We start from the raw sequence: 16,424 nt of genomic DNA on the forward strand, positions 1-16,424 counted from the left end.
GAAAAAGTATTGCCTGGCTTAATGCTTAATAAGGATAGCTCGCAAAACTACCTGCCAAAAACTTTCGGAGCCCACTTCTTGATCCGCCAAAACGCAGCTTATTAGTCTGTCGAGTGGAATAGGGGAGGGGGCATCATAATGGTGCAGTGGCTGTTACAGAATTCGACGCGACACCTCCAAGTCAGGTTTCTTCGAGTACACCAAGCTAAAAAGGCCGTTTACAACGACCCTTTACCTGAGCTTAGCTGCTAACTGGTGCTGTTTGCTTGAAGATTGATGAGTTCTGCAACAGCCATCGCACCTTTCCGAGCCAAAACTCGGTGCTATGTTAGGCGCTAGTAGTTGACGTAGCTAGCGGGCAAAAAGAAGGGGGCCAGCTCATCCCGCCAGCCGTTCAACCAGGCCTGCGGGCTGCGCGAAACTGTCCTGGGCGCTCGCATTGGCCCTGCCCATATACATAAAGCTGCCGAAGGCTACATCTACTAGCGGGCATCGAAGGTCACGGAAGGGAGCTACATTATAGCAGCGCTATACAGTAGTAGTTTTGAATCCGCATTTTACGATCTCCCTTTCTCCTTCTGCTATATGGAACACCCCTATTCTTCTTGGCTGCCCCGCCCGCTAGCAGCGCTAGGGCTGCTACTAGTTATGGCCGGCGCCGTCCAGGCCCAAAATCCTGCCGCCACCTTTGCCGCTGCCACTACTTACGGCACGGGTGGCAACAACCCCATTAGCATCGCGGTGGCCGACGTCAACGGCGACGGCAAGCCTGACTTATTCACAGCCAATAACGGCACTGGTACGGTCGGGGTGTTGCTGGGTAACGGCAACGGCACCTTTGCCGCTACCACTACCTACGGCACGGGCGGTAACAACCCCATTAGCATTGCGGTGGCCGACGTCAACGGCGACGGCAAGCCTGACCTGCTCACAGCCAACCAGGGCAGTAGCACGGTTGGGGTGCTGCTAGGCAATGGCAATGGCACCTTTCAACCGACGGCTACCTACAGCACGGGTCCCAGCAGCTTTCCCTATAGTATCGCGGTAGCTGACGTTAATGGCGATGGCAAGCCCGACCTACTTACGACTAACTTCATCCTCAGCACGGTTGGGGTACTACTGGGTAATGGCAACGGCACCTTTCAAGCACCCATTAACTATAATACGGGCGGTAACAGCTCTCCTTACAGCATCGCGGTAGTTGACGTCAACAGCGACGGCAAGCCCGACCTGCTCACGGCCAACAACGGCAATAACACGGTTGGGGTACTACTAGGCAATGGCAACGGCACCTTTCAGCCGATTGTGACCTACGGCATGGGTGCCAACAGCTTTCCCTATAGTATTGCGGTGGCTGACGTCAACGGTGACGGCAAACCTGACTTGTTCACGGCCAACAATGGCAATAACACAGTTGGGGTGCTGCTAGGTAACGGCAACGGTACCTTTCAGGCAGCTGTTACTTACAGCACAAGCGGCAGCAATCCCATTAGCATTGCGGTGGCCGACGTCAACGGCGACGGCAAGCTGGACTTGCTTACCACCAACCGCAATAGCAACACAATCGGGGTACTGTTAGGTAACGGCAACGGCACCTTTCAGCCGATTGCCACCACATACAGCACAGGCGGCAATAATCCTATGGGCCTCGCGGCGGCGGACGTCAATAGCGACGGCAAGCCCGACCTGCTTACGACTAATTTCAACAGCAATACAATTGGGGTGCTGCTTAATACAACCTTATACGCTGCCCCTACCCTCACCAGCATCAACCCGACGAGCGCATCATTGGGGATGACCATTACCCTCACGGGCAATGATTTAATGGGTACCACCGCGGTGAGCTTCAACGGCACGGCGGCTACTACGTTTGTCGTCGTCAATAACAGTACCGTCACGGCCACCGTGCCCCCTGGGGCCATCAGCGGCAACGTGACCGTGACCACGCCCAGCGGCACCAGCAACGGGGTCGCCTTTACGGTGACGAGCGCGCTCACCGTGACTACGGCGGCAGCCAGCAGCCTTACCAGCACCAGCGCCGTGCTGGGCGGCAACGTCACGAACAACGGCGACGCCGCCGTGACGGACCGGGGCGTGGTGTACAGCAGCACTAACGCGGCCCCCACCATCGGCGGGACCGGGGTAACCCAAGACGCCAATGGCTCGGGCTCGGGTAGTTACGCTGAACCCATCACGGGCCTCACGCCCGGTACCCCCTACACCGTGCGCGCCTACGCCATCAACAGCGTGGGCACCAGCTACGGCGCTGCCGTCAGCTTTACCACCACTCAGGCTACTACGGCTACCCCGGTGCTGAACACCCCAGTTAATGGCAGCACCACGGGCGGGCGGCCCATCTTCGCCGGCATGGCCTCCAGCGGCAGCACCGTGACGGTGACGCTCACCAATGCCACCGGTACGACCACGACCTTCTCAACCACCGCCCCGAATGGCATCTTCAGCGTGCAGCCTAGCAGTGTGCTGGCCAGTGGCAACTACACTGCCTACGCCACGGCCCAGCTGAACGGCCAGCCCGTGAGTGCAGCCAGCAACTCCAGTACCTTCACGGTAGATGCCACGGCCCCCACGGCCACCCTCAGTACCACGGCTACCAGCCCCACCAGCACGTCGCCCATTCCGCTCACGGTCACGTTTTCGGAGTCCGTCACGGGCTTCACGGCGAGCGGCGTGAGCGTAACCAACGGTACCCTTACCTCGGCCATCACCAGCGCGGGCAACGCCTATAGCTTTAGCGTGACGCCTACCGCCAACGGCGCAGTGGCGGTGAGCGTGGCCCCCAACGCGGCCCAGGATGCGGTAGGTAACGGCAACTTGGCCGCTGGCCCGCTGAGCGTTACCTACGCCGCCCCCGTCACAGCCACGACCTGGACGGGCCTCGTCAGCAGCGACTGGTACACGCCTGGCAACTGGAGCGCGGGCGTGCCCACGGCCACCATTGATGCCCTCATCCCAGCCAGCACCAGCTTCTCGCCGCAACTCGCGGCCGGCACGGCACCGGTCAAAAACCTGACTTTGAACCCCGGCGCGACCCTGACTCAGCGCGGCGGCACGCTCGGCCTAACGGGCGACCTGACCAACAACGGTACCTTCGCCGCCGCTGGTGGCACTGTCACCACCAGCGGCAGCGCCGCCCAAACGCTGGGCGGCAGCAGCCCACTGCCCTTCTGGAGCCTGAACATCGGCGCGGGCGGCGCCTCACTGGGTACCAGCGCCAGCTTCCAGCGTGTGCTGACGCTGACGGGGAATCTGACCACCAACGGCCAGTCGCTGACGCTGCTTTCCAGCACCAGCGGCGGCGTAGCCACCGATGGGCTGGTGGTGAACAACGGCGGCGTGGTAGTGGGCACGGCCACCGTGCAGCGGGCCATTGACCCCAGCGTGAACGCTGGCCCGGGCTACCGCCATTATTCGGCGCCGGTGAGCAATGCGACCGTGGCCGACCTGACGACCAGCAGCCTCACGCCTGTGGTCAACCCAGCTTATAACACTGCCGCCAGGCCGACGGCTCAAGTGCCTTTCCCCACGGTGTACGGCTACGACGAGAGCCGCTTGAGCCTGATCAACAACTTAAGTCTTTTCGATAAAGGCTATTACTCGCCCACCGCGCTCAGCGACCCGCTAACTGTGGGCCGGGGCTACACCGTGAACATCGGGGCCAGCGAGGTAGTTGATTTCCAGGGCACGCTCAACAGCGGCGACGTGTCGGTGCCGCTTACCAGCAATCGCGACAACTACTTTGACAGTGGCTGGCACTTGCTTGGCAACCCGTACCCCGCGCCGCTCGACTACTCGCGGGTAGCCGCTGCCGACCGCATCGGCGTGGAAGCCTCTATTTATACCTACAGCAGCACCAGCCAGTACAGCGGGTACTACCGCGTCTACATCAACGGCATCGGCAACCCCGTGCTGCCGATAGGCCAGGCCTTCTTCGCCCGCGTGGCCCCCGGCCAGACCAGCGCCACCCTGACCTTCCGCAACAAGTATTGCCTGACCACGCCCAACGGCACCACCTTCCAGCGCCCCACCGCCGACCCCCGGCCGCTGGTGCAGCTCACGCTGCAAGGTGCCGGCAATGCGCTTGTCGACGAGGCGTATGTGTACTTCGAAAACGGCGCGGGCAGTGGCTTCGAGCCCGAGTTTGATGCTGAGAAGCTGCCCAACCCCACGGGCCTGAACCTGAGCACCAGCCTGACCAGCGGCCAGCGCCTCAGCATCGACGGCCAGCCCGCGCTTGGCACCAGCCCGCGGGTAGTGCCGCTAGCCGTGGGCGTGCCCGCCGCCGGCGTGTACACCTTCACGGCCAACCAGCTGCTGAACCTAGGCGCCGTGCCCGTGTACCTGCGCGACTTGCAGCTCGGCACCGTTACCGACCTGCGCCTGCAGCCCAGCTACCAGTTCACGGTCACCAATGCCGCGGCGCTCCTCACCGGCCGCTTCGAGCTGGTGTTCTCGCCGCAGCAAGCGCTGGCCACTGCTCCGGCCACGCTGGTCCAGCAAGTAGCCCTTTACCCTAACCCCGCCACCACCAGCGCGTGGCTCGAGCTGCCCGCCAGCCTCGGCCGCCAAGCCGTAACGGCGACGCTGGTTGATGCATTAGGCCGCGAGGTAAGGACCCTCACCCTGCCCGCCCAGGGCTCGGTAGCCCACCAACTAGACTTGCGGCAGTTGACTACCGGCGTCTACGCCCTGCGCCTGCGCACTAGCGCCGGCGTGGTCGTGAAGAAACTGGTGTTAAAACAGTAGCGTAGCCTATGGTCTGCGGCGCTTGCGCCAACGCCGTAAGTCTCAGAAAAGCGAACTCTCCGGTTTGCAAATAGCCTAGCGCTTCTACCTGTACGTTTCTTGCCTAGATAAACTAGTTGTTAAGTGAGGACAGGAAGCATACCTGACCAGCATCTGGGCCAAGGTGCCATGGCTAACTTTCCATTGCACAGAGGTAGCAACCATAACTAAATTAGTGTTCGAAAGCAAAAATCAGGTTCCACAGGTGTTAAATACAGACAGCCCCGGCCTTCTGATGAAGGCCGGGGCTGTCTGGCTTAGCGCGGAAGAGCACGTCTTCTGTACCCATAAAGGTCCACCTCAATGTGAATGCGGAGCTTATAACGTCCTATGTTTGAGCGGAAGCTTAAACTTGGGTTTTCGTTGCGACAGGAAGGAATAAGATTCCTTATAACGGTGGGCGTCCGAGCCCGTGCTAAATGAGCATCCCCTTCCTGTTCTACGGCCACTTTGGACAGTTCCGCTAGGCCTTCAGAGCCTGTATTAAGATTGAAAAAGCACGCTGTGGAACGCACGAGAAAAGTACTTCACTTTTTCCCTTTGGTCTATCTAGCGCACGAAATAAGCCACAAGTGGTGGGGCTCCGTCCACGACGAAAGCGAATGGCTCAATGAGGCCTTTGCCACTTATTCAAGCCTACTGTATTTGCAAGCGGGTGGCGATTCGACGGGCTACCGGATCGAGTTGGCCAAGCGCGTCCAGTCAGCAGCGAACGCCCCGGCTATCATTGGCTTTGACCGGGAGAAAGCCCCCTATCCGCTGTTCCGCCGCGTAATTTATGACAAGGGAACCGTCATCCTGGCGGCCTTACACGCCCGAGTGGGGACGGAAAAGTTCTATGCTATCCTGGCGCAGACCGCCGCTGAGCGAGTTAGTACGACGGCCGGCTTTTTAGCAGTGGTCGCTCAACTAACTACTCCAGACACGCGCCAATGGTTAATCACTGAACTAAGCCGATAATGTACGCTCCCCATCTAAAAGAGCCAGTCGATGATAGAGAAAGTTTTCCTCAGGTGAGTGAGGTGACTGGTTTCACGCTTCTCAGATAGGTAGTGATAAGGAAGGTGTAGCACTACCTATTGTCTCTGCTCGGACCAAAGAGCTTCAGCCCCGCGTCTGGGGAGATGGTAGTTGTTGGGTCTGCAACCAGTTAATGGCCGCTGCCTCCTATATAGCCAACCTTACCGGAGCTTTGTGCAGCAACCCAGCGATTGTCCGAAGGCAGTAGAATTGAGTTTGACAACCCGACGCAGCGCACCACTTGAGTACAGTAAGCATTAACGATAGGCAGCCCCACCCTGCTGAAGCTGGGTGGGGCTGTTCAACGTAAGGACCAGTATGCTGTTCCTGCCAGGACCACTTCAGCGCATCCTAAAGAGGGATATGAGTTACTAACTGGTGCCCCGCAACCGGTAGATGACTAGCGCTGTGAAGCGTTCTTATTGAGGGTGCGAGGTCGCTATACGCCGGATTTTATCGACCTTTTTCGAAGGGAAGCGGCCAATTGCGCTACAGGCTACGCAACAGCCCCTCCAGATCGCGCTCGCCGGCCGGGGTCTGGGCACCCGCCGCTAGACCACCCAGTATCTTGCTCGTGGCGATGGGCTGAAACACCAGTTGCTGCCACAGCGCATCACCTTGGGCTAGGGCTACGGGCAGCGGCTCGTGCACCGAGTCCACCGCCTGCTTGGCCGCCCGGGCCACCCCTGGGGCAAGGGCGGCCATCTGGCGAGCCAGCGTCGCCACGAAGCTATCCAGTTCCTCGGCGGGCAGGGCGCGGTTGATCCAGCCGTAACGCTCGGCCAAGTCGGCGTCAAATAAGTTAGCCCCCGCAATCACCTCCAGGGCCCGGGCGCGACCAATCAGGCGGGGCAAGTAGGCCGTGGCCCCGCCACCGGGCACGATCCCCATCAGGACTTCCGTTTGGCCGATGCCGGCCTGACCCCGTGCCGCAAAGCGCATATCCAAGGCCATGGCCAGCTCACTGCCCCCGCAGCGCACGAGTCCTTGCAGCTTACCAATGGTAATCTGGGGCAGCGTGCGCCACTGCTCGTTAAGCTGTTGGAACACGTTGAGTGGGGAAGGCTCGGGGAAGAGTTCGGCGGCTACCCGCGCGGCTTCCTCCCACTGGTTGACGAGTTCCATGTCGACGTGGGCGATGAAGAAGTTGGGATTGGCGCTTTGCAGCACAATGACCTGCACCTGCTCGTCGTGGCGGACGGCAGCCGCGAAACGGGAGAGGTCGGCGATAAGCTTCAAGCTCAGTACGTTCACCGGGGGGCTGTCCATCGTGACCCAGGCGATGCCGTCCACCACCGAAACCTGAAGGGTGGCATAGGTGTCATAGGGAGAGCTTACGCTGGAAGTGGACGAGGTGTGGCTGTCAGTAGTCATAATATTAAAGCCTAGGTGAGGTGCGGGCGCCACCACGATTGATAGCGATCCCACAAAATTCCGCCGCCCTTCCTCGACCTGCCAGTACGGGTAAATTTATCCTCCCGCGATAAATTTACCCGTACTGGCAGCGGGCGGTTGCTTCCAGTTCGAACCCCACCGGAATACATTGTATGTATCAGAAGAAAATTCCCAAGCCCTTCGATTGCGCGATTCTCCTGACCAAGGAGGTACTCAATGGCAAGTGGAAAACCTCCATCTTGTACTGTCTGGTCCAAGGGCCGCTGCGGCCCAGCTTCCTGCTTCATCACATTCCCGGCGCCAGTCGGCGCGTACTCAACGTGCAACTCAATGAGATGGAGCGGCACGGGCTAATTGGCAAGACGGTGTACGCGGGGCTACCCCTCAAAGTAGAGTACTATCTCACCGATTTCGGCCGGACCTTGCTGCCCATCGTAGAGGCCATGACCGAGTGGGGCGAAGTGCACCGCGCTCGCCTGGAACAGGTGCTGGAGTCTTGCTAAGCTAAGCAGTGGTAGACTCTGTGACCTTCCCGTTGACAAAAACTCAAGTGAACCACCCTTGTATGGCCTAACGTTTGTGTCCAAGTAGCACCTGTACTCCACTCCTTATTATATGGTCACTTGGAAGTAGCTCCCGCAGGCGTTACTGGAATTCGTTCGTGCAGGCGCTGGACTTGCTTTTGGTTGAATGTCCCCCCACGCCGGGCCGTGAAGCCGAGCGCATTGAGTTCGCCGGCAATCTGGCGAAAGCTTACCCCCTGGGCCCGGCGAGACGTAATCAAGGCCGTAGCCTGCCGCACGCCCGCGTGCTGCCGGGCATTCTGTTGCCGCAGGAGCAAGCCGGCCTGGCGCGCCTCGTCCGTGAGGTTAGCCGGGGTTCCCAGCTGAGCGCCCCGGGCGAGTTTGGCGGCGAGCGCATCCTTCGTGCGTTTGGAGATGGTTTCACGCTCATGCTGGGCGAGCACGGCAAATAGACCCACGGTCAGGGTATTGGCGTCGGGCATGTCGCAGCAGACGAAGTCCACTCCCGAGTCGCGCAGGGCGAAGATGAAACTCGCATTGCGGGAGAGTCGGTCCAGCTTGGCAATGAGCAGCACGCCGCCCGCCGCCCGGGCAGCCGCCATAGCGGCGAGCAGCTGCGGGCGCTGGTTCTTCTTGCCACTCTCTATTTCGAGATACTCGCCCTGCGGCCGGCCACCTTTGAGAAAGCTGACCACTGCGGCCTGCTGGGCTTCAAGCCCGAGACCGGAAGCGCTTTGCTGCTTAGTTGAGACGCGGTAGTAGGCAAAGTAGTCGGGCACGGGGAGAAGCAGTCAGATTTAGGCGACTATACTGCCTATAGTCATTTTACAAACGTACGTTTAACATGTGTTAAAATATTGTATATCATATGCTTGCAGCTTTCTACATGAAGTGACTATAGCATGCTTAGCGCTAGTGGTTAGCACTGCTTGCACACATTGGGATAGAAAAAATGGGTAGCTCCATCTTATAAGCGTTTAAGGCTGCGCTATTTGCTCATTACACTTGCTACTAGTTGTTGAGGGTAGGCTTGCCAGTAAGCCATCTACTGCCTAGCTTTCGGTATGTCCACATTGTCCCAACACATACTACAGCCTTGCTCACGGCGTACTCAGCAGCAGTAACGGCGGCGTCGCGCTGTCTTAGCCATGTTGCTTGGCGTGACCTTAGCGAGCGGATAGTACGTGCTCCGTTAGGAATTTATCCGTTTTTGGAAGTGAGTACGGTCGAAATTGCGTTTTTCAACCTAGTGCCGATAGGTAAGGTTTACCACCTTTACTATCACCCCTGCCACTGTCCCCAGCGCTACGTGTAGGATGCTGCCCCTTGCTATTCCCCTCTTGACGCTAAGCGCGTTGGCTACTTACGAAGCGCAGCCCGCGGGCGTCCTACTATTGGAACCAGCAGCAGCGCCACTGCCCTCCCCTTGTTTTCAGCTGTTCCGCAGTACCTATTATACCATTGGGCTCTGCCTCCAGGGCCACGCGGAGCTGCAAGTCAATCTCGATACGTACCAAGTCCAGGCGGGCTCGCTGCTCGTCCTGCCCGCCCACTGCCTCAAGCAGTGGCGCACCCGGTCGGCCGACTTTGTGTCACGTGATGTCTTGTTCACCGCCAACTTTATGGCTCCTGCTCCCGGGGGGCATCTCGGGCAGTTCGCCTACTTTGAGAGCGCGGCTGCGCCCGTGCTCCCGTTACCACCCGCGCTGTTCGGGCGCCTACAAGTGTCCCTTGAGCAATTACACCAGAGTTATCACGAGTCGCACTTGTACCGCACAGAGCTGCTGCAGAGCAGATTGCGGGTACTGCTCTACGAAACGGCGGCGGCCTATGCGGCCTTAGTCGGAAGGGCGGACCCAGGCCAGTCGCGCGCGCAGCTGCTGACCCGGCAGTTCAAGCACCTGCTCTGCGCCCACTGTACCACGGAACGTCACTTAGCCTTCTACGCCAGCCACTTGTATATCACGCCCAAGCACCTGACCGAGACCATTCGGGCCGTCACCGGCCGGGGCGCGGCGTCCTTGATTGCCGAAGCCGTGACGTTAGAAGCGCGGCTACTCCTGCAAAACCCCGCCTTGACCGTCGCCCAGATAGCCGACCAGCTACACTTTGCCGACCAGTCCGCTTTTGCGCGCTATTTCCGCCACACTGTGGGACGGACGCCGACGACCTACCGGCAACAGCTAACCATAGGGAGCAAGCCATTTTCCGACTTTTTGCCTACTATTGCCGATAATAGGTCCTAGGTGCGCTTAGCGCAGTCCCGCACCTTTGTGCGATGAAAATCATCGTCACCGGTTCCGTCGGGAACGTCAGCAAACCTCTGACTGAAGCGCTCCTTCAGCAGGGCCACCAGGTCACCGTTATCAGTCATAGCTCCGACAAGCAAGGTGCTATTGTGGCGTTAGGCGCTACCGCCGCCATTGGCTCCGTCACAGATGCCGACTTTTTGACCAGCGCCTTTGCAGGGGCCGATGCGGTCTACTGCATGGTACCGCCTCACTTTACGGCTCCCGATAACCGGGCCTACTATCGCTCCGTCGGCGCGGCCTACGCCCAGGCTGTCCAGGCCACTGGGGTGAACCGGGTGGTCCACCTCAGCACCTGGGGAGCCGACCTGCCCAGCGGAACGGGCCTCATTGTCGGCTCGCACGACATCGAGGGGCTGCTTAATCAGCTACCCAACGTAAGCGTCACACACTTGCGCGCCGGCTACATCTATTACAATCTCTTGCATTACCAGGGCATGATTAAAGCGGCCGGCTTTATGGGCGCCACCTTCGGGGGCGACGACTTACTGCCCCTGGTAGCGCCGGTAGACATCGCTGCCGCGGCCGCCGAAGAGTTGACCCGGTCCAGCGGCCCGCGGGTACGCTACGTGGCCAGCGACGAGCGCACCCCCACCGAGGTGGCCCGCGTGCTGGGGGAGGCCATCGGTCGGCCCGACTTGCAGTGGCGCACATTTACGCCGGAACAGGGCTATGCAGGCTTATCCCAGCAGCAGATGCCTGCCCCCGTCATTGCACAGTTGCTGGAGTTGAATGCGGCCATTCACAATGGCAGCATATGGCAGGGCTACGCGCAACACCGCCCGGCTACGCTCGGGGAAGTGAAGCTGGAAAATTTTGCCCAAGAATTCGCGGCCGCGTTCCAGAAGTAATCTGCTTGAGGGCTTGTTAGAAAGCCGGCATAGGTGCCCTAAAACCAAGTTTTAGGGCACCTATGCCGGCTTTCTAACAAGCTTACTATTTAGCCGCTAAGCAAGGGGTTTTGCTTAGGATAGTAGAAGAGCCTCTTTTGCACCTGCTATGGCAGCAGCTTGCTGTTGAACAACTTGGAGTATGCTGCCATGGCAACTGCTCTTCAGCTTGCTAGAGCGGGGCTAGTCATCCGCTTCTACAGGGCTGTCCCCAGGTAAAGTCGTTTAACGAAGTGGCTTGCACCCGAAGTCGGTACTGCCAAAATCTAGTGGGTCTGTTACGCTTGTTAGCCAGGGAGATAGTACATTCCCTCTTCTCAAACTCCCTCCCTGACATGAAGCAGTCCTTCCTCGGTGCCCTGATGCTGATAGCCTTGCCTAGTTTGGCTCAAAAACCACCCGCAAGTGATACGATTGCCTTCCACCTGAATGGGCAAAATAACATGTATGTCAACGCAATCTTTAACCAGGTGGATACGCTCGCTTTAAACTTTGATACGGGAACAACCGAATTGGTTTTGATAAATAGCGTCTTAAAGAATAAATTAAAAGTTGCTCCAAAGCTTTACAATGTCAGCTATACTTTAAAGATTGGCAAAACAGATTACCAAACAAAAGTATACGACGCCGAATTGACCGCGCAGGAGACGGACGGCAGATTTGGGTGGGATTTATTTAAAAATAAAGTAGTAGAATTGAATTATGACAAAAACATACTAGTAGTCCATTACCTGCTGCCAAAAGGCGTAGCGAAAGATAAACGCTACACCAAACTTGCCATCGAGTTTTACAAAGACTTATTATTAATTAGTAGCTCGATAAAACAGGATGGAATTATAAATAAAGACCTATTTTTATTTGATACCGGCTATCAAAGGACGGTTATGCTGGATAATGATTTATTAAAGCAGGCTGCATTTCCGACTGCTAAGATGAGAGCAATCAAAAAGGTAATTATGAAAGGGGCGCAGGGAAATGAAATTCCAGTTATTACGTCTAGTCTTCAAATGTTACAAATTGGGGAGTACAAGTTAAAAAATGTGCCCATTCAGCAAGTGACGACCAACAAGCCACTTAAGAATAAAAACATTCATATTTTGGGTAATGATGTCCTGAAAAGATTTAATGTAGTGCTGGACTTACAGGAAAACATGGTGTATCTGAAACCCAATCGCCTATATAACGTCGAATTCACTGATTTTAAGAAGAGTGGTTCCTAACGGTACTTAACAAGCACTGTCTTCTAGCGGAGGCCAATTGCTTACAACTAGTTGGCCTCACAACCAGGGACCTACTTGGGAGGGTATTACGCAAGTAGTTAACAAGTCCGGAGGACACCGCTTCAGCGTCGGCTGATTATTCAGGTTCGTTTCGAGCGGGGCATAGCGACGCTATCCCGTGCCGCTTTGGCCAGCGGTGCCTATCAGCGTCACCAAAAGCGTCAAGCTGCCCTAGTGCAATATGAGCAAAACCCGCTTTTTAACTTAGTATATAATTTAGTTAGCTTGATACCCACCTTTAGGATAAGGTCCGATAAATCTTACTTATCGGACCTTATCCCTATCTTCGCTTTTGAAACGCCAAAATCACGTTTTACTCCTTTATATATAGGTCACATGGAAAACGGTGCTGCCCTTGCTATACCCACGAACCCTTCGGCCGCGTTGGCGCACTTAGCCGAGCACACGAGTCGGTACGTCGAGGCCGGGCTGAGCGGGGCGGCTAACACGACCAAAGCGTACGCCGGGGATTTGAAACGCTTCGGGGCGTGGTGCGCCGAACACGAGCTCGACCCGCTGCCGGCAACGGTCGCGACGCTCGCGGGCTTCGTCACGCACCTGGCTGAAACCGGCAAGAAGGTGTCCACTATTCAGCGCCACTGCGCGGCCGTTTCCAAAGCCCACGCCCTGCGCGGCGTGGACTCGCCTACGGATGACAAGAAATTCAAAGTCCTGATGGAGGGCATTGCCCGCCTCAAGGGCGTGCGGCAAAAACAGGCCCCGGCGTTTACGCTCGCCAACTTTAAGCACACGGTGAAAAGCATCGACGGCAAAACGTTGGCTGGCCTGCGTGACCGGGTAATTTTGCTGCTGGGCTTTACAGGGGCTTTTCGCCGCTCCGAGCTGGCGGCGCTGAACGTGGAGGATTTGGCGTTCTCGGAGGAAGGCTTGATTGTCAATTTGGCCAAGAGCAAAACCAACCAGCTGGGGGCGGCTGAGGAAAAGGCTATCTTCTACTCCCCGGATTTCAAGCTGTGCCCCATCCGCACGTTGCAAAGCTGGGTGCAGCGGTTGGACCGCCCCACGGGACCAGTATTCGTGTCCTTTCGCAAAGGTGAACGGCTCACCGAGCGGCGGCTGACGGACAAGCACCTGAACTTGATTGTGCAGCGCTACCTCGGGCCCAAGTATTCGGCGCACTCCCTGCGCGCTTCCTTTGTGACGGTGGCGAAACTAGCCGGCGCGGACGACTCGGAGGTCATGAACCAGACCAAGCACAAGACCAGCGAGATGATTCGCCGCTACACCCGCCTCGACAACATTCGCCAGCACAATGCCGCTCAGAAGCTGGGCTTATAAGACGAGTTTGTCCACCTTTTTGCCTTTTCTCAAATCCCATTCTGGTGTACCGTGCCGATGGCGTAGGTGAGGTGCGCCAGGCATTTGAGCGGGTGCGGGAACTCGGAGTACATTTGGGTATTTACCCCGGCCGTTGTTGGACACCAAAAATGAGGACGGCAATCTAGCCGAGTTGGCGCGCCCCCCCGACCACGAGCGGGAGTTAGTGGGCTTAAGTAAGGTCAAGGTTGCGGGCGTTGCCACCGCTTTCTAATGCCACCAAGTTACCATTTTCTCCAACCGGCTCCAGGCCACAGTTGCCAGCCGAAGTACTCGTCAATGACTCCTGCCCCCTTACGCTATTACGGTAGTTCTTTATTCAACTACTAACGGGCAACCCCTTGCTGAAGGCGAGTAAGAGAGCGCTGAGTCGAACCGGCTGCTCCTGTTGAATCCAGTGACCGGCACCATCGATGAGCTTGATGTCCCCCATCCTCGTCGTCGCCTTCGTTCTCATCATTTCGAGCGCGCCCGGCGCCGAATAGGGCCCCCAATCGCTCTTGCCGCCGATAAAAAGCGAAGGAACATCGAGTGTCCTGCCTGAAAACAGGCGCAGTTCCGCGGTTAGATCAGGGTCGGAATAAACGCGATACGCCTGCAGGGCGCCTTGAAACCCCGTGCGGCCATACTCCGCCGTATACACGCCAAGTTCCGGCTCGGTGAGCCAGTTGCTGGCCAGGACCTCGGCGGCGGAAGGGTGGAAGGGCGCGACGGTCTGGGCCATTGTCTGGCCGAGGTCCATGACGTAATAGGTAGGCATCTGGGCAAATTCCGGGGCGGTTCGTGCTTGCAATGGATGCGGCTTATTGCCCGGCCAGTCTGCGCTCTTGACGTGGAAAAATGCCCGAAGAAACGCGTGTAGGCCCTGCGGGGGGTGCCACATATCCTCGTTCGCCGCCCGGGTGCTCAAGTATTGCTGATAATACGCTCTCGGCGGATTGAGCGCCGCCAGTACGGCCGCTAACTGTTGACTGTCCGTGTTCGGTGGAACCGGTGATGCCTCACTATCCGCCGTGTTGAACGGCAGCGCCGGCGGACCGGGGAACGGGGCGCTCATCAGCACCACCGAGGGAAAGACATCCGGACGGGCGAGCGCACAATAAGCAGCGATAGGCGAGCCGAGGTCGTGGCCGACGAGCATCGCCGTCCGCTGGTACCCCAAGGCCGAAACCAAGCCGAGGGCATCGCGCGTCATGTTCAAGAGGCCGAAGGGCGCGAGCGGGGTATCGTAGCTGTTCACCCAACCAGTGGTGCGGCCAAAACCCCGCTGGTCGGGCGCCACGACGTGGTACCCGGCGTCCGCCAGCAGGGGCATCAGGTGGCGCCAGCCGTAAGCCAAATCCGGAAAGCCGTGTAGCAGCAGCGCGAGCGGCCGGCCGGGGGTTTCGTAACCGGCCTCGAGCAGATGGACAGCGAGGCCGTTGACCCCCTGGACCATGCGCGAGCGGAGCCCCTTGGGAAGCGTTCCCCCGCCATAGGTTGAGGTGGCCAAATCAGTTTCTAGATTGCTCATGATTGCTTGGTTTTAGGAGTGGGTTGGGATTTGCGCGGGCCAGTCGAAAATAAAGCCGCCATGAGGCTAGCCGTACCCATCATTAAAAGGCTCGTCGGGACGTTGGAGGGCGCAACTAAAACGCAATCCCATTTACTTACTCGCTTGCTTGGCGGCTTCCTCAATGAGAGCGGCGACTTCTTTGGCGTGAGAGATGTAGACCGAGTGGCTGGCGCCCGCAATCTCCACCTGGTGGCTGTGAGCGCGGGTGGCGTACATGCGCTCTAGGTCGGGGTTTATCATGTGGTCGGCCCCGGCCACGAGGTACCAGCTGGGCTTGGTTTTCCAGGCGGGCACGCTAATGGGGGCCGTCATGGCTACCACGGCGGCCGGCATTTGAGCGTGGGCCATGAATGCGGCCTGTGCGGGGGGTAGGTCGGCGGCGAAGTCCGCAGCAAAGTGGGCCGGGTCGATAAAGAGAAAGCCGTCTGGCGTGGCTGCTACGGCTTTGGTGGCGCCGGGCATTTTGTTTTTGTTGGAAGTGGGGCTCTCGCCGGCATCCGGGGCGTGGGCGGCGATGTAGACCAACCCGGCGACGCGCGCATCGGTACCAGCCTCCGTGATGACGGCCCCGCCGTAGCTGTGCCCCACTAGAATGCTAGGACCCGTCTGACGGGCCAGCATGCGCTTGACGGCGACCACATCCTCGACCTGAGAGGTCAGCGGTTCCTGCACCAGGCTCACCGTGTAGCCGTCTTTCACCAGGATATCGTATACCCCTTGCCAGCCCGAGCCGTCGGCAAAGGCCCCGTGCACCAGCAAGATATTGCGGATGCCAGCGGGTGCGGTTTGGGCCTGGGCAGTTAGGGTACTGGCTACCGTTAGCAGGCCAGCCGTGAGTATTGAAGCGGCGATTCGAGAAAGAGGAGTCATTAGCTGGGCGTTTTACTTTGCTAACTCAAGTTGCGGCGTATTGCGCCACAACTTAACTAGCTCATGTAACGGGCATTGCACCGGTCACCTGGCTCGCGCCGGCCGATGCAACGTTCGCTACATGAGCTAGTTAGCTTAATTAGAGTTCAGGGAAGTATCTATTAACAGCTATTCTATTTTCCGAGTTAGGTAACATTTGTTACTATATGCTTACCTTTTATCGAATAGTTGGCCACTGTGAACCGACCAATAGCTCTTCGGCCTGCCCCGCGCCAGCCGATGCCGCACGAAGCGCTGGCACAGGTAAAACGGCCCGGGCAGATTAGCGCAGCATCGGCTGGCGCGGGCCTTGCCAAATAAGTCTGGGAAGCCGGCTACTTCGCATTGTTGGGTAGCTAAAAGAGACAGTTGAACCCTGTGCGGCTAGTAAAAATCAAAAC

11 protein-coding genes are annotated in these 16,424 nt (G+C 58.1%); 7 read left to right on the forward strand and 4 right to left on the reverse strand.

Annotated features, from left to right (window positions below; all coding sequences use genetic code 11):
• Positions 1–585 precede the first annotated feature (585 nt).
• Positions 586–4,764 (forward strand): FG-GAP-like repeat-containing protein, encoded by a 4,179-nt coding sequence (locus ACFSDX_RS24220; RefSeq protein WP_382318407.1) that lies wholly within the window; start codon positions 586–588, stop codon positions 4,762–4,764.
• 528 nt (positions 4,765–5,292) lie between these two features.
• Positions 5,293–5,763, forward strand: coding sequence for a M1 family aminopeptidase (locus ACFSDX_RS24225; protein WP_382318409.1), 471 nt, complete (start codon positions 5,293–5,295; stop codon positions 5,761–5,763).
• A gap of 549 nt (positions 5,764–6,312) precedes the next feature.
• On the opposite strand, the gene ACFSDX_RS24230 is transcribed toward ACFSDX_RS24225, so the two are convergent.
• Positions 6,313–7,197: an enoyl-CoA hydratase/isomerase family protein gene (locus tag ACFSDX_RS24230; protein WP_382318411.1), complete on the reverse strand. Its 885-nt coding sequence runs from the start codon at positions 7,195–7,197 to the stop codon at positions 6,313–6,315.
• 173 nt (positions 7,198–7,370) lie between these two features.
• Between ACFSDX_RS24230 and ACFSDX_RS24235 the strand changes: the two genes are divergently transcribed.
• Complete coding sequence (locus ACFSDX_RS24235) at positions 7,371–7,721, forward strand: winged helix-turn-helix transcriptional regulator (RefSeq protein WP_382318413.1); 351 nt, start codon at positions 7,371–7,373, stop codon at positions 7,719–7,721.
• A gap of 116 nt (positions 7,722–7,837) precedes the next feature.
• Here ACFSDX_RS24235 and ACFSDX_RS24240 read toward each other — a convergent pair whose 3' ends face one another.
• Positions 7,838–8,521 carry a recombinase family protein gene (locus ACFSDX_RS24240; protein ID WP_382318415.1) on the reverse strand — a complete coding sequence of 228 codons (684 nt, stop codon included), beginning with the start codon at positions 8,519–8,521 and terminating at the stop codon, positions 7,838–7,840.
• 615 nt (positions 8,522–9,136) lie between these two features.
• Here ACFSDX_RS24240 and ACFSDX_RS24245 point away from each other — a divergent pair.
• The 4 genes from ACFSDX_RS24245 (at position 9,137) to ACFSDX_RS24260 (ending at position 13,520) form a co-directional block, all read left to right on the forward strand.
• Positions 9,137–9,988 carry an AraC family transcriptional regulator gene (locus tag ACFSDX_RS24245; protein ID WP_382318417.1) on the forward strand — a complete coding sequence of 284 codons (852 nt, stop codon included), beginning with the start codon at positions 9,137–9,139 and terminating at the stop codon, positions 9,986–9,988.
• A gap of 32 nt (positions 9,989–10,020) precedes the next feature.
• Entirely contained in the window at positions 10,021–10,902 is an 882-nt protein-coding gene (locus ACFSDX_RS24250; protein WP_382318419.1) for an NAD(P)H-binding protein, read from the forward strand.
• Between the two features lie 374 nt (positions 10,903–11,276).
• A complete protein-coding gene (locus ACFSDX_RS24255; RefSeq protein WP_382318421.1) occupies positions 11,277–12,161 on the forward strand; it encodes a pepsin/retropepsin-like aspartic protease family protein in 885 nt (294 codons plus the stop codon).
• Between the two features lie 396 nt (positions 12,162–12,557).
• On the forward strand, positions 12,558–13,520 hold the full coding sequence (locus tag ACFSDX_RS24260) for a tyrosine-type recombinase/integrase (RefSeq protein WP_382318423.1): 963 nt from the start codon (positions 12,558–12,560) through the stop codon (positions 13,518–13,520).
• Positions 13,521–13,878: 358 nt separating this feature from the next.
• Here ACFSDX_RS24260 and ACFSDX_RS24265 read toward each other — a convergent pair whose 3' ends face one another.
• The gene (locus tag ACFSDX_RS24265; protein ID WP_382318425.1) at positions 13,879–15,072 is read right to left on the reverse strand and encodes an alpha/beta fold hydrolase; all 1,194 of its coding nucleotides are present in this window, start codon (positions 15,070–15,072) and stop codon (positions 13,879–13,881) included.
• A 132-nt stretch (positions 15,073–15,204) separates the two neighbouring features.
• Positions 15,205–15,984 (reverse strand): alpha/beta hydrolase, encoded by a 780-nt coding sequence (locus tag ACFSDX_RS24270; RefSeq protein WP_382318427.1) that lies wholly within the window; start codon positions 15,982–15,984, stop codon positions 15,205–15,207.
• Positions 15,985–16,424 lie beyond the last annotated feature (440 nt).

The organism is Hymenobacter bucti (assembly GCF_042681145.1).
Classification (GTDB): domain Bacteria; phylum Bacteroidota; class Bacteroidia; order Cytophagales; family Hymenobacteraceae; genus Hymenobacter; species Hymenobacter bucti.